The 19,001-nt window shown below is 70.8% G+C and carries 18 protein-coding genes; 6 read left to right on the top strand and 12 right to left on the bottom strand.

The genetic code is table 11. The features are described from left to right. Window positions 1-392 precede the first annotated feature (392 nt). The 4 genes from prmC to ACX9GQ_RS20865 form a co-directional block, all read right to left on the bottom strand. The gene (gene prmC, locus ACX9GQ_RS20850) at window positions 393-1,292 is read right to left on the bottom strand and encodes a peptide chain release factor N(5)-glutamine methyltransferase (RefSeq protein ID WP_459631520.1); all 900 of its coding nucleotides are present in this window, start codon (window positions 1,290-1,292) and stop codon (window positions 393-395) included. Further along, on the bottom strand, window positions 1,289-2,371 hold the full coding sequence (prfA, locus tag ACX9GQ_RS20855) for a peptide chain release factor 1 (RefSeq protein ID WP_459631521.1): 1,083 nt from the start codon (window positions 2,369-2,371) through the stop codon (window positions 1,289-1,291). The genes prmC and prfA overlap by 4 nt, the downstream gene beginning before the upstream one ends. A gap of 45 nt (window positions 2,372-2,416) precedes the next feature. Continuing rightward, complete coding sequence (ptsP, locus tag ACX9GQ_RS20860) at window positions 2,417-4,684, bottom strand: phosphoenolpyruvate--protein phosphotransferase (protein ID WP_459631522.1); 2,268 nt, start codon at window positions 4,682-4,684, stop codon at window positions 2,417-2,419. A 179-nt stretch (window positions 4,685-4,863) separates the two neighbouring features. After that, window positions 4,864-6,099 (bottom strand): aspartate kinase, encoded by a 1,236-nt coding sequence (locus tag ACX9GQ_RS20865; RefSeq protein WP_459631523.1) that lies wholly within the window; start codon window positions 6,097-6,099, stop codon window positions 4,864-4,866. Window positions 6,100-6,249: 150 nt separating this feature from the next. Between ACX9GQ_RS20865 and ubiG the strand changes: the two genes are divergently transcribed. Continuing rightward, window positions 6,250-6,996, top strand: a complete 747-nt coding sequence (gene ubiG, locus ACX9GQ_RS20870) for a bifunctional 2-polyprenyl-6-hydroxyphenol methylase/3-demethylubiquinol 3-O-methyltransferase UbiG (protein ID WP_459631524.1) — start codon at window positions 6,250-6,252, stop codon at window positions 6,994-6,996. Here ubiG and ACX9GQ_RS20875 read toward each other — a convergent pair. From ACX9GQ_RS20875 to ACX9GQ_RS20900, 6 genes are all read right to left on the bottom strand, one after another. Beyond that, window positions 6,966-7,739 (bottom strand): methyl-accepting chemotaxis protein, encoded by a 774-nt coding sequence (locus ACX9GQ_RS20875; protein ID WP_459631525.1) that lies wholly within the window; start codon window positions 7,737-7,739, stop codon window positions 6,966-6,968. The two genes, ubiG and ACX9GQ_RS20875, sit on opposite strands and share 31 nt — an antisense overlap. A 113-nt stretch (window positions 7,740-7,852) precedes the next feature. Beyond that, window positions 7,853-9,445 carry a methyl-accepting chemotaxis protein gene (locus ACX9GQ_RS20880; RefSeq protein WP_459631526.1) on the bottom strand — a complete coding sequence of 531 codons (1,593 nt, stop codon included), beginning with the start codon at window positions 9,443-9,445 and terminating at the stop codon, window positions 7,853-7,855. A 229-nt stretch (window positions 9,446-9,674) separates the two neighbouring features. Further along, on the bottom strand, window positions 9,675-10,139 hold the full coding sequence (locus ACX9GQ_RS20885) for a DUF1178 family protein (protein WP_459631527.1): 465 nt from the start codon (window positions 10,137-10,139) through the stop codon (window positions 9,675-9,677). Between the two features lie 16 nt (window positions 10,140-10,155). Next, window positions 10,156-11,019, bottom strand: coding sequence for a carbon-nitrogen hydrolase family protein (locus ACX9GQ_RS20890; protein ID WP_459631528.1), 864 nt, complete (start codon window positions 11,017-11,019; stop codon window positions 10,156-10,158). A gap of 15 nt (window positions 11,020-11,034) precedes the next feature. Next, complete coding sequence (gene grxC, locus ACX9GQ_RS20895) at window positions 11,035-11,289, bottom strand: glutaredoxin 3 (protein ID WP_459631529.1); 255 nt, start codon at window positions 11,287-11,289, stop codon at window positions 11,035-11,037. A gap of 107 nt (window positions 11,290-11,396) precedes the next feature. Further along, a complete protein-coding gene (locus ACX9GQ_RS20900) occupies window positions 11,397-12,164 on the bottom strand; it encodes a ComF family protein (RefSeq protein ID WP_459631530.1) in 768 nt (255 codons plus the stop codon). A 97-nt stretch (window positions 12,165-12,261) separates the two neighbouring features. On the opposite strand from ACX9GQ_RS20900, the gene ACX9GQ_RS20905 reads away from it, so the two are divergent. After that, window positions 12,262-13,167 carry a methyltransferase domain-containing protein gene (locus tag ACX9GQ_RS20905; RefSeq protein ID WP_459631531.1) on the top strand — a complete coding sequence of 302 codons (906 nt, stop codon included), beginning with the start codon at window positions 12,262-12,264 and terminating at the stop codon, window positions 13,165-13,167. Here ACX9GQ_RS20905 and ACX9GQ_RS20910 read toward each other — a convergent pair whose 3' ends face one another. Continuing rightward, the gene (locus ACX9GQ_RS20910; protein WP_459631532.1) at window positions 13,168-13,944 is read right to left on the bottom strand and encodes an HpcH/HpaI aldolase family protein; all 777 of its coding nucleotides are present in this window, start codon (window positions 13,942-13,944) and stop codon (window positions 13,168-13,170) included. It lies immediately after the preceding gene. Between the two features lie 113 nt (window positions 13,945-14,057). Next, window positions 14,058-14,381, bottom strand: coding sequence for a DUF1476 domain-containing protein (locus ACX9GQ_RS20915; protein ID WP_459631533.1), 324 nt, complete (start codon window positions 14,379-14,381; stop codon window positions 14,058-14,060). 312 nt (window positions 14,382-14,693) lie between these two features. Between ACX9GQ_RS20915 and purC the strand changes: the two genes are divergently transcribed. The 4 genes from purC to purL all read left to right on the top strand — a co-directional run bounded on the left by purC (window position 14,694) and on the right by purL (window position 18,998). Continuing rightward, a complete protein-coding gene (gene purC, locus ACX9GQ_RS20920) occupies window positions 14,694-15,488 on the top strand; it encodes a phosphoribosylaminoimidazolesuccinocarboxamide synthase (RefSeq protein ID WP_459631534.1) in 795 nt (264 codons plus the stop codon). A 275-nt stretch (window positions 15,489-15,763) separates the two neighbouring features. Continuing rightward, window positions 15,764-16,006, top strand: a complete 243-nt coding sequence (purS, locus tag ACX9GQ_RS20925) for a phosphoribosylformylglycinamidine synthase subunit PurS (protein ID WP_459631535.1) — start codon at window positions 15,764-15,766, stop codon at window positions 16,004-16,006. 3 nt (window positions 16,007-16,009) lie between these two features. Further along, window positions 16,010-16,711: a phosphoribosylformylglycinamidine synthase subunit PurQ gene (gene purQ / locus ACX9GQ_RS20930; protein WP_459631536.1), complete on the top strand. Its 702-nt coding sequence runs from the start codon at window positions 16,010-16,012 to the stop codon at window positions 16,709-16,711. 61 nt (window positions 16,712-16,772) lie between these two features. Further along, the gene (purL, locus tag ACX9GQ_RS20935) at window positions 16,773-18,998 is read left to right on the top strand and encodes a phosphoribosylformylglycinamidine synthase subunit PurL (RefSeq protein ID WP_459631537.1); all 2,226 of its coding nucleotides are present in this window, start codon (window positions 16,773-16,775) and stop codon (window positions 18,996-18,998) included. Window positions 18,999-19,001 lie beyond the last annotated feature (3 nt).

The following is a 19,001-nucleotide window of genomic DNA, read 5'->3' on the forward strand; positions in this document are numbered from 1 at the left end:
CTGAGGGGCCTGGACCGAAAGACCGACGGGATGTGATCGAGGCTATCAAGCCTGGTTTCCGCCTTCGCGACCGTGGCGCGTGGTGTCGAGAGTCTCGTCCGCTCCGCGAATCCGCCGGTTCGCATGAGCTTTCCGCCCATGGCCGACCGCATCCGCTTCACCGGAGCCCTTGTCGTCGCTTGGCGGAGCCTGTCCCAAGGGACGCGCTCCAGATCCCGGAGGCATGGCCACCGCTCACGAAAACGAGCGCGGTAGTGCTGGCCTCAACGCGATTCGCCCCGATGCTTTCGCACGGCGCACCCGACGATTTGTGCGGACACTAGTCGCTTCGGCCCCAGAAACCAAGCATTTTTCTGGAGAGCGAACGGATTTCCCCGGGGAATGGTTTCCGGTTACGCGCGCCGCCGCATGAGAAGAGCCCGGGGTCGGTTGCCGAAATCGGCGAAAGGACCTTCCACGACGTATCCGGCATCTCGGAAGAGCTGGGACACGGTCTCCGCCTGGTCGTGCCCGATCTCCACGACGCACAGGCCGCCGGGCGCCAGCACGCCTTCGAGCCCGGCGGCAATGATGCGGTAGGCGTCCAGCCCGTCCCGCCCGCCGGACAAGGCGAGGTGCGGGTCGTGCCGGCTCACCTCGGGTTCCAGCCCGGGGATCACGGCCTCGACGATATAGGGCGGGTTCGAGACGACGAGGTCGAAGAGGCCCTCCAGCCCCTCGAACCAGTCCCCCACCCGCATCTCCGCCCGGTCATCCACACGGTTCCGGGCGGCGTTGAACCGAGCCGTCTCCACGGCCTCAGGCGAGACGTCCACCCCGACGCCCGTCGCGCCCGGCAGTTCGCTCAGCAGGGCGACGAGCAGGCAGCCGCTCCCGGTTCCGAGGTCGAGAATCCGCAACCCCTTGGCCGCATGACGACGCTCCTTCAACCCCAGGAGGGCAGCAGCGACGACCGTTTCACTGTCGGGCCGCGGCACCAGCGTCGCCGGCGAGAGCACGAAGGGAAGCGACCAGAACTCCCATTCGCCCAGGATTCGGGCCACGGGGACCCTCTGCAACCGGTTGCGCACGTGGCTGGAGAGCTTGCGGGCCGCCTCCTCGCCCAGCGGCAGGCGCGGCGACCGCACGAGATCGGCATGCGTGAGGCCCGCCGCATCGAGGGTCAGCAGCCGCGCGTCGCGCTGCGCCGTCCCGATGCCCGCGTCACGGAAGAGGTCGCCGAGCAGCTTGAGCGCCTGCAGCCGGGTCGTCCCGGGATCGAGATCGGGCCCGCCGGAATCACGGCTGGTCATGCCCGGCCCTCCTCGGCGGCCAGCAGCGCCGCCTGGTGCTCCGTGGTGAGCGCATCGACCAGTTCGTCCAGCGCCTCCCCCGCGATGACCTGCGGCAGCTTGTACAGGGTGAGGTTAATCCGGTGGTCGGTCACCCGTCCCTGGGGGAAGTTGTACGTCCGGATCCGCTCCGAGCGGTCGCCCGATCCCACCTGCGAGCGCCGGTCGGCGGCGCGCGCGCTGTCGCGCTTCTGGCGCTCCAGGTCGAAAAGCCGGCTGCGCAGCACCTCCATGGCCTTGGCCCGGTTCCGGTGCTGGGACCGCTCCTCCTGCATCATGACCACGATGCCCGTCGGCACGTGGGTGATGCGGATCGCGCTCTCGGTCTTGTTGACGTGCTGGCCGCCGGCACCGCCGGCCCGCATCGTCTCGATCTGCAGGTCCCTGTCGTCGATGGCGACATCGACCTCCTCGGCGATCGGCAGCACGGCGACGGTGGCGGCAGACGTGTGGATGCGCCCGCTTGCCTCCGTGTCAGGCACCCGCTGCACGCGATGCACGCCGCTCTCGAACTTGAGCCGGGCGTAGGCGCCCTTCCCGTGGATCTCCGCCACGATCTCCTTGTACCCGCCGACGGTGCCCTCGCTGGCGGAGAGGATCTCGACCCGCCAGCGCTTCGTGTCGGCATAGCGCTGGTACATGCGGAAGAGATCACCGGCGAACAGCGAAGCCTCGTCGCCGCCGGTGCCGGCCCGCACTTCGAGGATGACGCCGCGCTCGTCGGCCTCGTCGCGGGGCAGCAGCAGCAGCTTCACCTGCTGGCGCAGCGCCTCGACCCGCCCCACGGCCTCGCCGCGCTCCTCCTCGGCGAGGGCGCGCATCTCCGCGTCCGTCTGCGGGTCCGCGAGCATCGCCTCCACGCCGGCAAGGTCCTGCTCGGCCGCCCGCATCGCCTTCACGGCGTCCACGACCGGGTCGAGCTCCGCCAGTTCGCGCGACAACGTCACGAAGGTGTCTGAGTCGCCGCCGGCCGCGAGCCGGTCGGTGATCACCGCGTGGCGGGCGAGGATGGATTCGAGCTTCTGGACGGGAAGGGACATGGCAAACCGGCGACGGAGGTCGAAAGGGCGGCGGAAACCGCCCCGCTAGACCGGGATGCCGTGGGTCTCGGCGAACTGGACGAGGTGCGGCCGGATGCTCGCCGACACGTCCCTCGCCGTGACCAGCGGCATCAGGAACTCGGTGAGGCGGGCCATCTCGAGCGACAGCAGCATCGCCTTCACCGGGCCGATCGACGCCGGCGACATCGACAGCGAGCGGAACCCGATGCCCAGAAGCGCCATGGCGTCGACGGGACGTCCGCCCAGCTCGCCGCACAGCGTCGCGGGGATGCCGGCACGGTCGGCTGCCTCCACAACCGCCCGCAGCGCCCGCAGGACCACGGGGTTCAGCGCATCGAAACGGTTGGCGACCTGCGGGTTCTCGCGGTCGGCGGCGAACAGGAACTGCATCAGGTCGTTCGACCCGACGGAGAGGAAGTCCGCCTCGGCGCAGATCTCGTCCAGCTGGAAGAGGAGGGAAGGCACCTCCACCATCACGCCGAGCCGCACGCTGCGCGGCGCCTCGTAGCCGTGCCGCGCGAGGTGGGCCTTCTCCCGGTCGACGATGGCGCGCGCCCGGACGAACTCGTCCACCGTCGCCACCATCGGGAACATGATGCGGATGTCGCGCCCGCCCGCGGCCTTGAGCAGCGCGCGCACCTGCGCGCGCAGCAGGCCCGGCCGGTCCAGCCCGATGCGGATGGCCCGCCAGCCCAGCGCCGGGTTCTCCTCCTCGACTTGCCGCATGTAGGGCAGCACCTTGTCGCCGCCGATGTCGAGGGTGCGGAAGGTGACCGGCCGGTCGCCGGCGGCCTCCAGCACGGAGCGGTAGAGGGTCAGCTGCTCGCCCGCCGTCGGCATCCGCTCGGCGATCATGAACTGCAGTTCGGTACGGAACAGCCCGATGCCGGCCGCGCCGGTCTCCTCCAGGTGGGGCAGGTCGACGAGCAGGCCGGCGTTGAGGTGCAGGTTGACGTCGACGCCGTCCTTGGACCGGGCCGGCTTGCCGCGGAGCTTGCGGTACTGCTCCTGCCGCCGGGCGCGCAGCCGCGCCTTCTCGCGGAAGGCCCCCTCGACGTCCGGCTGGGGCCGCAGGTGGACCTGCGCCATGCCGCCGTCGACGATGATCGCGTCGCCGCTCTCGGCCAGGCCGGTGACATTGTCGACGTTCCCGACGGCCGGGATGCCGAGCGCGCGCGCGACGATCGCCACGTGGCTCGTCGGACCGCCCTCCTCCAGCACGAGGCCGCGCAGGCGCGAGCGGTCGTAGTCGAGCAGCGCGGCCGGGCCCATGGCCCGCGCCACGATGATGGCGTTGTCCGGCAGCACCGACTGCGAGACCACGATGTCGCGCCCGACCAGCCGGTGGAGCAGCCGGTTGGCGAGGTCGTCCAGGTCGTGCAGGCGCTCGCGCAGGTACGGGTCCGTCTGGCGCATCATGCGCGCCCGCGTGTCCGACTGGACGCGCTCGACCGCCGCCTCGGCCGTCAGGCCCGAGGTGATGGCCTCGCGCAGGCGGCGCAGCCAGCCCTGGTCGTGGGCGAACATGCGGTAGGTCTCGAGCACGTCCCGGTGCTCGCCGCCATGGGCGACGTCGCCCCGGTCGATCATGTCGTCGATGGAGGACCGCAGCTCGGCGATGGCCGCGTCGAGGCGCTCCGCCTCGCGCGCGGGATCGTCTGCGATCAGGTTCGAGACGACGACGCGGGGCTCGTGCAGGACGACGTAACCGAGGCCGACGCCGTCGGCGAGCGGCTGGCCGGTGAGCGTGACGGGGCGGCGCAGGGCGATGTCGGCGCCCGGCCGCGCCAGGGTCTGCAGCTCGCCCGAGGCCAGCATCTCCGCCAGCACCATGGCGGTCGTCTGCAGCGCCTCGACCTCCTCCTCGGAGTAGAGGCGGTGCGCCCGGTTCTGGACGACGAGCACGCCGAGCGTGTTGCCGCCGCGCAGGACGGGGACGCCCAGGAAGGACTGGTAGATCTCCTCGCCCGTCTCCGGCTTGTAGGAGAAGGAGGGGTGCGACTGCGCGTTGGGCAGGTTGAGCGGCTGCGCCTGCTGGGCGATCAGGCCGACGAGGCCTTCGCCTGCCCGCATCGTCGTCAGGTGGACGGCGTCGCGGTTGAGGCCTTCAGTGGCGTAGAGCTCGAGGGTGCTGTCGGCCCGCAGCACATAGAACGAGCAGACCTCCGCCACCATGTTGTTGGCGATGAGGACGACGATCTTGTCGAGGCGCGCCTGCGCGCTGACCGGCTCCGCCATCACCTCGCGGAGGCGGCGCAGCAGCAGACGCGGTCCGCCAAGAGCGCTTCGCATCAGCCCCTCGCGCCTCGCATGAGCCGTTCCCCCGCGTCACCACCGCCCCGGAGGACGGAACGAGTGCCCGAATCGTGGATGGCGTCCCCCCGGGGCCCGCCGCCCTCCCGCTTTATCCTACCGCCGGGCGTGAATGCAAAGTCCGCACCGGACGCCACCCGGCACCACGTATCGCGGGGCTAGGCCTTGTCGAGGCCATAGAGCGAATGGAGGGTCCGGACCGCCAGTTCGGTGTAGGCGGCGTCGATCAGCACCGAGAACTTGATCTCGGACGTCGTGATGGCCCGGATGTTGATGCCCTTGTCGGCCAGCGCCCGGAAGGCCTTGGCGGCCACGCCGGCATGGCTGCGCATGCCGATGCCGATGGCCGACACCTTCACCACGTCCGTCGCGCCCTGCAGCGAGGCGTAGGCGATCTTGTCGCGAGCGGCTTCCAGGATGGTCCGGGCGCGATCGTAGTCGGCCGTCGGCACCGTGAAGGTGATGTCGGTCGTGGTCGTGTCGTCCGACACGACCTGGATGATCATGTCGACGTTGATGTTGGCGTCGGCCAGCGGACCGAAGATCGCCGCGGCGACGCCCGGCTTGTCCGCGACGCGCCTGAGCGTGATCTGGGCCTCGTCCTTGGAGTAGGCGATGCCGGTGACGATCTGCTGTTCCACGATCTCCTCCTCGTCGCAGATGAGGGTGCCGGCCTGGGGCGTCGCCGGATCGTCGAACGACGAGCGCACATAGGTGCGCACCTTGTGCACCATGGCGAGTTCGACCGAGCGGACCTGCAGCACCTTGGCGCCGAGCGACGCCATCTCGAGCATTTCCTCGAAGGCGACGCGGTCGAGCCGCTTCGCCTTGGTCACGATGCGCGGATCGGTGGTGTAGACCCCGTCCACGTCGGTGTAGATGTCGCAGCGGTCGGCGCCGATGGCGGCGGCGATGGCGACGGCGCTGGTGTCCGAGCCGCCGCGCCCGAGGGTCGCGATCTGGCCCGTGGGCGCATGGATGCCCTGGAAGCCGGAGATCACCGCCACCTCGCCCCGGCCGAAGCCGTGCAGCAGGCCCGACCCGTCGATCCCCTCGATGCGCGCCGAGCCGTGGGCGGCGCTGGTGTGGATCGGGATCTGCCAGCCCTGCCAGGAGCGGGCCGGGATGCCCATGTCCTTCAGCACGATCGCCAGCAGGCCTGACGTGACCTGCTCGCCCGAGGCGACGACGACGTCGTACTCGGACGGGTCGTAGAGGGCGGAGGCCTCCTTGACCCAGCCGACGAGCTCGTTCGTCTTGCCGGCCATGGCGGACACCACCACGGCCACGTGGTGGCCGGCCTTGACCTCGCGCTCCACGTGCCGGGCGACGTTGCGGATGCGCTCCACGGTGGCGACGGAGGTGCCGCCGAACTTCATCACGAGACGGGCCATGGCGGGCTCGGGTGTCTCTCGGTAGGGCTGCGGCGGATGCGTGCCTTGCGTCACGCGCGCAGCCGTTGGAAAAGGGCGCACACTCATGACGGCGGCGGTGGGGCCTGTCAACGGTCGCCCGCCTCCGCCTTCCTGCCGAGGGAAATCCTGATGACCCACAGCGCCGGCGCCACCGTCGACCCCTCCGAGGTCGCGCGCTTCGAGCGGATCGCCCGCACCTGGTGGGATCCGGACGGTGCCATGAAGACGCTGCACCGCTTCAACCCGGTGCGCATCGCCTTCATCCGCGACCGGGCCGCGGCCCGCTGGGGCCGCGATGTCCGCGGCGGCCGTCCGCTCGAGGGGCTCACGGTGCTGGACGTCGGCTGCGGCGGCGGCCTGCTGTGCGAGCCGCTGGCCCGGCTCGGCGCCACCGTCACCGGGATCGACCCCGCGCCGACCAATGTCGAGGTCGCCCGGCTCCACGCCGCGAAGTCCGGGCTGGCCATCGACTACCGCCAGGCCACCGTCGAGGACCTCGTCGCCGAGGGACGCCGCTTCGACATCGTGCTGGCCATGGAGGTCGTCGAGCACGTCGCCGACGTGGGGTTGTTCGTGTCGGCCTGCTGCGACGCGGCGAAGCCGGACGGCCAACTCTACATGGCAACGCTCAACCGCACGCTGCGCGCCTTCGCGCTGGCCATCGTCGGCGCCGAGTACGTGCTCGGCTGGCTGCCGAAGGGCACGCACCAGTGGGAGAAGTTCGTCACGCCGGACGAACTCGCGGCCGCGATCGAGGACGGCGGGCTGGCCGTCTGCGAGCAGACCGGCGTGGTCTACAATCCGCTTTCCGGCACGTGGCGGTCGTCGAGCGACTGCTCGGTGAACTACATGGTGCTGGCCGAGCGCGGAGACTGAATCAGGGTCAGCCAGTCGGGGGCACCCGCCTCGACCCTCGCAGCCACCGGCAGGCGGTGGGCCGTCTCCGCGAGACCCATCAGCCGCGCCGCCTCGGCCGTGCTCGCGGCGATCTCCGCGGTGGACGTCACCTGGACGAGCAGCGCCTCGGAGACGCGCGAAAGCCTGCCGTGCAGGTCTCCCACCATGTCGTTGAGGCCGGCGACGCCCCGGATGCTGCCGAGGGCGCCGGACCGCACGCGCTCGATGCCAGCGGCGGCCTTCTTCGTCGCGTCGTGGGTCGCCGAGGACAGCGCCTTCACCTCCTGGGCCACCACGGCGAAGCCGCGCCCTGCGTCTCCGGCGCGCGCCGCCTCGATGGCGGCGTTCAGGGCCAGCAGGTTGGTCTGGCGGGCGATCGCCGCGATCATCTCCACAACCTGCCCCACCTCGGCGAGGGCATCGCGCAGCGCATCCGCGCCCTCGAGCGCCGACTTCACCTGCCGCCGCGCCGCATCGACGGCGGCATAGGAGCCGCTGACCTGCTCGGAGATGGTCCGGCCGGTTGCCGTCAACTCGTCGAGCGCGCTCGCGATGGCGGTGACGCTGGCCGCGGCCTCGCCGACGACGGTGGCGGGCGACGCCGTCCCCGGCGCCGGTTCGCGCGGCGGGCCGACCGCGGCGGACGATTCTCCGGGGGACGATGCTTGGGGGGCAGAAGCCGGGACGAAATGGGTCCCGTCAGGCGTCAGGGCAAAGGACATGGGTACAATCTGCGAACTGAAAACGCCGCGAGACTGGACGCATCAAGTTAAGATTTCATCCCCATGGTCACCATTCGCTAAGGATGTGGAACGGCGGTTCTCGCAACCTTGAGTTATGCGACGAGGCCCGCCTCGACCAGCTGGTCGGCCGTGAAGACCAGTCGCAGGCAGCCCCAGTGGCGTCCGCCCACGAAGACCGGGGCCGAGACGTCGACGACGGCGACGGAGGTGCCGTCAGGCAGCGGAAGGCCATAGGACTGGATGAGCGACGGCCGCAGGTTGCGGGCCGCCGCGAGCCCGTGCACGTCAGCCAGGACCTGATGCTGAAGCGGCGTGACGACCGCGCCGTGGCCCCGGTGGCAGGGCACCGCGGGCACGGCATTGCGGTCGAGGAGGCCCGCCACCAGCACGTCCGGCGGTCCCGCCGCAGCGTGCGACAGCGAAGCGGAGCCGAAGGCGGCGAGCCCGCCGGTCCATGCCGCGGCGTCGCCGCCGTCCCGGAACACGTCGCGAACCCGGGCCTCGCCCCGCGCCAGCAGGTCGTCGATGCGGGTTCCGAGCTCCGATGCCGCCGCCCCGCAGCGGCGCACGAGGGGCGCATAGACGGTCGACAGCCGCTCCAGCATGGTCTCGAGGGCCGACCGCGACGTCTCGTCGCAGGCCACGATGCGCACCGCGATGCCGTTGCTGCGAGCCGACACGATCCGCACCTCGAACTGGCCGAGGCCCGGCACGGTCAGGACGGCGGCCTCGCCGGCGTGCTCGGCGAGCCGCTCCGCGGTCAGCAGGAAGGCACCGTCGGCCGAGACGTTGCCGGTCGAGACGGACAGCGTCCGCCCGCCCAGCGTGAGGGTCGCGTGGCGCACCAGCGGCAGCCGGTCCGGCACGATCTGCGCCGTGTCCGCCTGGCGCACCAGGATCGAGGCATGGTCGTTGAGCAGCGAGATCGTCGCGTCGGCACGGTCCGCGGCGCCTTCGGCATCGCGGGCAAGACCCGCCGCCTCGGCGCCCAGCCCCTCGATGGTCTCGGCCTCGCGGTTCACCTCCTCGGCGAAGGCGGCGGCCTCCGCCGCGCTGCGGCCGATCTCCACTGTGGTCTGGACCTGCCGGGACACCGCCTCCACGACCGCCTGGAACGACGTGCGCAGCGTGACGATCGCCTCGCCGAGCTCGCCCACGTCCTCCATGCTGGTGACGGCGTTGGCCCGCACCCGGTCGATGGTCGAGGCGATGCGGCTCGTCGCCTCCTGTGTCGCAACCGAGAGCGCCTTGACCTCCTGGGCGACGACGGCGAAGCCGCGCCCGGCTTCGCCCGCCCGCGCCGCCTCGATCGTGGCGTTGAGGGCCAGCAGGTTGGTCTGCCGGGCGATGGAGGAGATGAGGTTCACGACGTCGCCGATCTCGACGATCGAATCGCGCAGCAGCGCCGCGGCCTCGCGGGCGCGGCGTGCCCGGTCGCGGGCGGCATCCACCGTCGCGCTCGAATCCGTGATCCGGCTGGAGATGACGTGGCTGGCACCACCGAGATCATCGAGGGCCCGGGAGATCGCACCCGCGTTGTTCCGGGCGGCCTGGGCCATGCCGGAGAACACCTCGGCCCGGCCCCGCAGCCGCTCGACGAGGCGGAACGTCTCGCGCAGGCGCCGTCGCAGCTCGAGATTGGCGTCTCCGACCTCGCGGACGTCGCGGAAGACGTCCGCCTGCATCAGCCGGATGGTTTCGGTACCGTCGCGGGGAACCGGGCGGGGCGCGACTTCGGCGGCGGGTGCCGGAGACGGGGCAGCGGCAGTGACAGCCGTCGCCGGCTGCCGGCCCCACCACTTCGCCAGCCTCTGCGCCAACACACCCATAACGAGATCAAGACCACCTGCCGCAACCGTCAGGAGAATGCTCCTGCCGGGTTAAGAAATAGACGCCTGTGGCTTGGCCGTTCCGTCAGTTCGCCTCGTCCGGGAGGAAGGGAAGCGGCAGGGCATCGATGCCCTCCTCGGCCAGGGCCCGGGCCTCCTCGACGGTGGCCTCGCCATAGATGGCGCGGAATTCGGCCAGGCCCTCATGCATCTTGCGGGCTTCCTCGGCGAAGCGCGGGCCGACGTGCTCGGCGTTCTCGGCGACGTGCTTGCGCAGCGCCCGGACGAGTTCCCGGAACGCCCTCTCGCGCTCGGACATCAGCGCCATCGGCACGGGCGCCTCCGGCGTGGTCGCCGGCACGGGGAGCCCGCGACGCTCGTGGTCCGTGCGGGCCACGCTGGGCGCCATGATCTGCTTCTCGACCTTGGCGCTTCCGCAGGCCGGGCACGTCACGAACCCTGCCGCCTTCTGCGAGTCGTAGGACGCGCTGTCGCGAAACCAGCTTTCGAATTCGTGACCTGCCTCGCAGGCGAGGGCATAGCGGATCATGGGATCGGCAGGGGGATCAGGCCGTGCCGGTCCGGACGGTCTCGCCGTCCGCGACCGACACGACGACGTTGCGCGTGTGCTTGAGGGTCGGGATACGGCCGCGCGCATCGCCGACGGCCGCGGGGTCGATCTCGGCCATGATGACGCCGGGCGCATCTCCCGCCTCGGCCAGCACGCGGCCCCACGGGTCGACGATGATCGAGTGGCCGAACGTGTCGCGCCCGTCCTCGTGGTGCCCGGCCTGCGCCGCAGAGATCATGAACGAGCCCGTCTCGATGGCCCGGGCCCGCTGGAGGACCACCCAGTGCGCCTCGCCCGTCTGCTTCGTGAAGCAGGCCGGCGCCGACAGCACGTCGGCCCCCGCCTCGGCCAGCGCCCGGTAGAGGTAGGGGAAGCGGATGTCGTAGCAGATGCTGAGCCCCAGCCTCACGCCGGGCAGGTCCACGGCCACCGCGGACAGGCCACCCGTATAGGTGTTGGATTCCCGCCAGCTCTCGCCGTTGGGCAGGTCGACGTCGAACAGGTGCACCTTGTCGTAGCGGGCCATCAGCTCGCCGTCGGCGCCGATGACGAAGGCACGGTTGGCGACCTTGCCGTCCGGGCGCAGGATCGCGAGCGAGCCGGCATGGAGGTGGATGCGCAACTCGCGCGCCAGCGTCCGGAACGCCGCCAGCATCGGGTCCCGCTCCTCCGTCGCCAGCACGGCGAAGAGCCCGTCCCGGCTGCGGTTCACCGCGTTCGACATCTCCGGCGTCTGCACGTAGCGCGCGCCGGCAGCGGCCGCCTCGCGGATCATGCCGGCCGCGGCGTCGATGTTCGCCGCGGGGTCGGTGCCGGACCGCATCTGGACGCAGGCTGCGATGAAGGGCGCGGGTGCCATCGGCTGGGTCTCCGGTCAGGCTGCGAGGAGGGTGTCGAGCTTGCCTGCCGCGTCGAGCGCGTGCAGGTCGTCGCAGCCCCCGACATGGGTGGCTCCGATGAAGATCTGCGGCACGGTCCGGCGCCCGCCCGCCCGCTGCGCCATGGCCGCCTGCTCGCTCGGGTCGGCGACGTCGATCTCGGTGAATCGGACGCCCTTCTGCGTCAGCAGCGCCTTCGCGGCGTGGCAGTAGGGGCACCAGGCCTTGGTGTAGATCGTGACGTCGGGCATTCCAGGCTCCTCGGGCCGCGGGGTCGACCGCGTCCTTATATAGGGGAAGGCCCCGGCGGGTTTCAAACCACGCCCGCGCCATGGGGATGGAGGTCGGAAAGTCTCCGTCACGGCGCCGTACAGACGAGGGCGAAGGTCAGGACGTCCACTTCGGTGGCGCCTGCCCGCAGCAGAACCCGCGCCGCGGCGTTCGCGGTCGATCCCGTGGTCATGACGTCGTCGACGAGCACCACCCGGGCGCCAACGAGCCGGGGTGCCCGCGCCTCGTCGACGGCGAAGGCGCCCTGGAGGTTCTCGGCCCGCTCATTGCGGGTGAGGCCGACCTGCGGCCGGGTCGCGCGACGGCGGCGCAGCAGCCGGTGGTCGACCGCCAGGCCGCGACGGCCCAGCGCGGCGGCCAGAAGGCTCGCCTGGTTGTGCCGGCGTCGCCAGAGCCGCCAGGGATGGAGGGGCACCGGGACCAGGAGCGGTGAGTCCCGGAGGAGGTCCTGCCCCGCCGCCGCCATCCAGGCGCCCATGGCCGGCGCGAGATCCAGCCGGTCGCCGTACTTCAACCGGTGGACGAGATCGCGCGCGACACCCTCGTACCGCGCAACAGATCGCGCCCGGGCGAAGACCGGGGGCCGCGCCATGGCCGCGGGGGAGACCAGCCCTGCGCCTCCGTCATAGGCGAAGGGAAGCCCGAGCCGCTGGCAGAACGGCGCCGTGATCCATGGCATCGCCCGCCAGCACGGTGCGCACAGCCCGTGCGGCGCGGCCGTCGGCGCGGCGCAGGCGACACAGGCCGGCGGATAGGGCAGGTCGCACAGCCGCCCCATCCACGCCGAGAGGCGAGGCAGCAGTCGGATGGTCGGCGACAGGGCCAGCGGCGGCATTCCGAAGCCTAGCGTCGGAACACCGGCCCGGCATCACACCTTTGACGCGAAGGCCCTTGCGACCCATAAACCGCGCTCGCCACGACGGGAGACACCCGTGACCGCTGCACCCCGGCTCTTCGACCGCGTCCTGCAACGCAGGCGCCTCGCGCGTGCCCTCGCGGCGGGCGACGAGGCCTTCTTCCTCGTCCGCCGCGCGGCGGACGACCTCGCCGACCGCCTGGCAGCCGTGCTCCGCCGCTTCCCCGACGCCGTCGACGTCGGCACGCCGACCGCCGTAGCCGCGGAGGTGCTGGCCGCCGGCGGAAAGGTCGATCGGCTGCTGCGGCTCGCGCCGGTCGTGACGGTTCCGTCCACGACCGGGCCGGGATGCGTGCAGACCGTGGCCGACGAGGAGGTCCTGCCCCTCGCGCCGGAAAGCGTCGACCTCGCGGTGAGCCTCCTGGCGCTCCAGTCCGTCAACGACCTGCCGGGCACCCTCGTCCAGATCCGCCGCGCCCTGCGGCCGGATGGCCTTTTCATCGGCTGTCTCCTCGGCGGCGCCAGCCTGACGGAGCTGCGCCAGTGCTTCGCGGAGGCGGAGAGCGAGATGGAGGGCGGCGTCAGCCCCCGCGTAGCGCCGTTCGCCGACGTGCGCGACATGGGCGGGCTGCTGCAGCGCGCCGGATTCGCCCTGCCCGTCACCGACGTGGAGACGATGACGGTGCGCTACGCCGACGCGTTCCGCCTGTTCGCCGACCTGCGCGCCGCCGGCGCGACCAACGCGCTGGTCGAGCGCCGCCGCAGCCCGCTGCGGCGGGCGACGCTCATGCGCGCCGCCACCCTCTATGCCGAACGGTTCAGCGATCCCGACGGCCGGGTCCGGGCCACGGTCGAGTTCATCTGGCTCTCCGGCTGGGCGCCGCACGAGAGCCAGCAGAAGCCGCTGCGGCCCGGGTCGGCCCGCATGCGGCTGGCCGAGGCGCTCGGCGTTCCCGAGCAGCCGACGGGCGAAAAGCCCTGATCAGGCCCGGGCCTGGTCCACCATCGTCTTCACGCCGAGGCGGATCTGCTGCACGTCGTTGCCGATGGCGATGAGGTCGTAGCCCATCTGCCGCATCTGCTTGGCGCGCGCGCCGCTGGCGGCGAACATGCAGGCGGCCTTGCCGTGGGCGCGGCAGCGCTTGAGCACGTGGTCCAGCATCTCGTCGACGGCCTTGCTGCCGGCGTCCAGCCTCGGCGGGGAGGACAGGGCGATGGACAGGTCCGACGGGCCCACGAAGACGCCGTCGATGCCCGGAACCGCGAGAATGTCGTCGAGTATCGCGAGCGACTCGCGCGTCTCCACCATGGCGATGGCGACCGTGAGCTTGTTCGCCTTCTCGAGATAGTCCTGCATGCCGAGGCCGGACACGTTCAGCGCCAGCGGGGGACCCCAGCTGCGCTCGCCGACCGGCGGGAACTTCGTGTAGGCGGCGAGGCGCCTGGCGTCCTCCACCGTGTTGATCATCGGCGCGATGATGCCCGAAGCCCCCACGTCGAGCATGCGGGACGCCGTCTGGAACTCGCCGACCGGGATGCGGACGATGGCGGGCTTGCCGGCGAGCAGCACCTGGCCGATCCCCTGCACGGCGTTGCCGATGGTGACCGACCCGTGCTGCATGTCGAGCGTGACGGTGTCGACCTCCTCGCGGGCGACCAGCCCCGCGATCAGCGGATCGGGAAGGCCGACCCACCCGGTCAGCAGGCCGGACCCTCCCCCGATCGAGCGGGACAGGGCGGCGAAGGCGTCTGCGGTCATGGGCGTGGTCCCCCGGGAACGGGCCGGTTCGATACCGGCCTCTGCGCGCGGGAGACTAGAAGTGCGGCCCGCCCCGGGCAAGCCGGCAGCGGGACAGGGCGGCCATGCGCGGCTCAGCCGCTGGCGCGGATGTCCGCGATCGCCTTCGCGAGGAGCTCGCCCATCGCCGCGCGGATCTGCTGCTCGGTCACGCCGACGCCGGCCTTGGCGAAGTCGGCCGCCACCTTGCGCATCACGTCGTCGTCACCGGCCTCCTCGAAGTCGGCCAGGATGACTTCCTTGGCGTAGGCCTCGGCATCGGGGCCCGACTTCCCGAGTTTTTCGGCGGCCCACAGGCCGAGCATCTTGTTGCGACGCGCCATGGCCTTGAACTTCAGTTCCTCATCGTGGGCGAACTTCTTCTCGAAGCCTTCCTCGCGCTTCTGGAACGTGGTCATGTGCTTCCTCTCCGGCGTGCGGGTCCTTGCTCGATGGCCCCTCAGGGGTCCGCCGACGATATAGTCACGGCCCGGCCGCTTCGCCATGAGCAGGGTCAACAATTTGCGTTTTCCCCTGCAATGCACCATATAGCCGCCGAACCGGGCAGGACGGCCACGGCGCCATCCCCCGCGGGCGGCAGCCCCGTCGTTGTGCTCGCACCATCGATCGGCTAGCGTGCGACCAGGGTTTGGGACCGGGTTCGCCACCGATCATCCGTTTTCCGCCCGCCGTTCTGCCGCGGACGTATCCAAGGTGAGTCACGGCTTTCGATGGATTTCCTCAAGACACGGTACACGCCGATGAACCGCCGCCGTCGCATCTACGAAGGCAAGGCCAAGGTCCTCTACGAGGGACCGGAGCCGGGGACCTTGATTCAGCATTTCAAGGACGATGCGACCGCATTCAACGCCAAGAAGCACGAGGTCATCGACGGCAAGGGCGTGCTGAACAACCGCATCTCCGAGTACATCTTCCAGCACCTCAACGACATCGGCGTGCCGACTCACTTCATCCGTCGGCTCAACATGCGCGAGCAGCTGATCCGTGAGGTGGAGATCATTCCGCTGGAGATCGTGGTGCGAAACGTCGCCGCCGGCTCGCTGGCGACGCGCCTCGGCATCGAGGAAGGCACGCAGCTGCCGCGCTCGATCATCGAATTCTACTACAAGAACGACGCGCTCAACGACCCGATGGTGTCGGAAGAGCACATCACGGCCTTCGGTTGGGCGACGCCGCAGGAGATCGACGACATCATGGCGCTCGCCATCCGGGTCAACGACTTCCTGTCCGGCCTCTTCCTCGGCGTGGGCATCCGCCTCGTCGACTTCAAGATGGAGTGCGGCCGGCTGTGGGAAGGCGACATGATGCGCATCGTCGTCGCCGACGAGATCAGCCCGGACAGCTGCCGCCTGTGGGACATCAAGTCCAACGACAAGCTGGACAAGGACCGCTTCCGCCGCGACCTCGGCGGCCTCGTCGAGGCCTATGCGGAAGTCGCCCGCCGGCTCGGCATCATCACCGAGAACGAGCGCGTCGGCGCCACCGGCCCGAAGCTGGTGCAGTAGCTCCTTCGGTTCGGACGAGACAAAGGCCCGCCGCGAGGCGGGCCTTCTCATTTCAGGAGCCGAACGCTGGATCGATCCGCGCCCGTCGCAGCCGCGCGAAGGGGGTTTTCCCCGCTCGTCCTGCACGATCCGGGCTCCGTGCTGTCCCTGACGGCCCTTGGGGTTGCCTTGCCGCTCGCGAGCCTCTATCGCGATACCGGTCTCGCCTGACCGGGAGCGGTGGCTCCCGCACGGCCGCGCCATCCTGACCGAGAGCCGCCGAGGAGCCCCGCCCGATGAAAGCCCGCGTCATTGTCACGCTGAAGACCGGCGTCCTCGATCCGCAGGGCAAGGCCATCGAGGGGGCCTTGCGCTCGCTGGGCATCGAGGGCGTCGACAGCGTGCGGCAGGGCAAGGTGTTCGACATCGAGCTCGCCGGCAGCGACCGCGCCCGGGCCGAGGACGGCCTGAAGGCGGCCTGCGAGAAGCTCCTCGCCAATACGGTGATCGAGAACTACCGCATCGAGATCGTGGGCTGAGCCATGAAGGCAGCGGTCGTCGTCTTCCCCGGATCCAACCGCGAGCGCGACATCGGCAACGCGCTGAAGCGCTCGACCGGCCGCGAGCCGGCCTATGTCTGGCACGCCGACTCCGTGTTGCCGGCGGGGACGGACCTCGTCGTCCTTCCCGGCGGCTTCAGCTACGGGGACTACCTGCGCTGCGGGGCCATCGCCGGCCGCGCCAACATCATGGATGCAGTGCGCGCCCACGCCGCCCGGGGCGGGCTGGTGCTGGGCGTCTGCAACGGCTTCCAGATCCTCGTGGAGTCGGGGCTCCTGCCGGGCGTCCTGATGCGCAACGCGCAGTTGAAGTTCGTCTGCCGGATGCAGCACCTCAAGGTCGAGCGCGCCGCCGCGCCGTTCACGGCGGCCTATCGCCCGGGCCAGGTCATCGAGGTCTGCATCGCCCACGGCGAGGGGAACTACATCGCCGATGCCGATACCATCGCCCGGCTGGAGGGCGAGGGACGCGTCGCCTTCCGCTATTGCGACGCCGCCGGCACGGTCGGCGGCGCGGCGAACCCCAACGGCTCGCTGAACGACATCGCCGGCATCTACTCGGACCGCTTCAACGTGCTCGGGATGATGCCGCACCCCGAGAACCTGATCGACCCGCTGGCGGGCGGCACGGACGGCCGCGGCCTGTTCGACAGCCTCGCCGCGGCCAAGCCGCTGGCCGCCTGAGCGGCCGCACCCGACGTTTCGCGGGTCCACGGGCCCGCCGCCCGACGCGCAGGAGACCGGCGTGATCCGCAACGACATCAAGATCACCCCCCAGCTCGTGGCCGAGCACGGCCTCAAGCCGGACGAGTACCAGCGCATCCTCGACCTGATCGGGCGGGAACCCACCTTCACCGAGCTCGGCATCTTTTCGGCGATGTGGAACGAGCACTGCTCGTACAAGTCGTCCCGCATCCACCTGAAGACCCTGCCGACCAGCGCGCCGTGGGTCATCCAGGGTCCCGGCGAGAACGCCGGCGTCATCGACATCGGCGACGGGCTGGCCTGCATCTTCAAGATGGAGAGCCACAACCACCCGAGCTTCATCGAGCCCTACCAGGGCGCGACGACCGGCGTCGGCGGCATCCTGCGCGACGTGTTTACCATGGGCGCCCGGCCCATCGCCTGTCTCAACGCGCTGCGCTTCGGCGACCCGTCGCATCCGCGCACGCGCCACCTCGTGGCCGGCGTCGTCGCCGGCATCGGCGGCTACGGCAACTCCTTCGGCGTGCCGACTGTGGGCGGCCAGATGGGCTTCCACACACGGTACGACGGCAACATCCTCGTCAATGCCATGGCGGTGGGCATCGCCCGGGCGGACGAGATCTTCTACGCCAAGGCCACCGGCGTCGGGAATCCGATCGTCTATCTCGGCTCCAAGACCGGTCGCGACGGCATCCACGGCGCCACCATGGCGTCCGCCGAATTCGACGACAAGTCGGAGGAGAAGCGCCCGACCGTGCAGGTCGGCGACCCCTTCGCCGAGAAGCTCCTGCTGGAGGCCTGCCTCGAGCTGATGAAGACGGGCTCCGTCATCGCCATCCAGGACATGGGCGCCGCCGGCCTCACCTGCTCGGCCGTCGAGATGGGCGCCAAGGGCAACCTCGGCATCGAGCTCGACCTCGACAAGGTGCCCTGCCGCGAGCCCGGCATGACCGCCTACGAGATGATGCTCTCGGAGAGCCAGGAGCGCATGCTCATGGTGCTCGACCCGGCGCGGGAGAAGGAGGCCGAGGCCATCTTCCGCAAGTGGGGCCTCGACTTCGCCGTCGTGGGCCACACCACCGACACCCTGCGCTTCGTGGTGAAGCACCAGGGCGAGGTGATGGCCGACCTGCCGATCAAGGAGCTCGGCGACGAAGCCCCCGTCTACGACCGGCCGCACGTGCCGACCCCCGCCAAGGGCCCTGTCGACCCGTCGTCGGTCCCCTCGCCGGTCTCGAATGCCGAAGCCCTTCTGCGGCTCGTCGGCTCGCCGGACCTGTGCTCGAAGCGCTGGGTCTGGGAACAGTACGACCACATCATCCTCGGCAACACGATCCAGAAGCCGGGAGGGGACGCCGCCGTCGTGCGCGTCGAGGCGGGGCCGAAGGGCCTCGCCCTCACCTCCGACGTGACGCCGCGCTACTGCGAGGCCGACCCGTTCGAGGGCGGCAAGCAGGCGGTGGCCGAGGCGTGGCGCAACATCTCGGCGGTGGGCGGCCGGCCGCTCGCCATCACCGACAACCTGAACTTCGCCAACCCCGAGCGCCCCGACGCCATGGGCCAGTTCGTCGGCTGCATCCGGGGCATCGGGGAGGCGTGCCGGGCCCTCGACTTCCCGGTCGTGTCCGGCAACGTATCGCTCTACAACGAGACCAACGGGCGCGGCATCCTGCCGACGCCCACCATCGGCGGCGTCGGCGTCGTCGACGATGTGGCGGCCACCGCGACTCTCGCCTTCAAGGCGGCGGGGGAGTCGATCGTCCTCGTCGGCGCGACGGCTGGCTGGCTCGGCCAGTCGATCTGGCTCAAGGAAATCGCCGGCCGCGAGGAGGGCGCCCCGCCGCCCGTGGACCTCGCCGTCGAGCGTCGCAACGGCGACGCTGTGCGCAGCCTGATCACGGGAGGGGCGGTGACGGCGGTGCACGACCTCTCCGACGGGGGCCTCGCGGTGGCGCTGGCCGAGATGGCGATGGCCGGCGGCGTCGGCGCCACGATCACGGCGCTGCCGAAGGGCGTCCCGGCCCACGCCGCCCTGTTCGGCGAGGACCAGGGCCGCTACCTCGTCACCTGCCCTGCCGACCGGGTCGACTGGGTCATGAACACGCTGGCCGCGGCCGGCGTGCCGGTCCAGTGCATCGGCGACACCGGCGGCGACACGTTGACCCTGCCCGGCGAGAAGCCCATATCGGTGGCGGACCTGACCCGTGCCCACGAGTCGTGGCTGCCCGGCTACATGGCCGGCCCCGATGCCATCGTGGGCGCCTGAGGA

The organism is Alsobacter sp. R-9 (assembly GCF_054612375.1).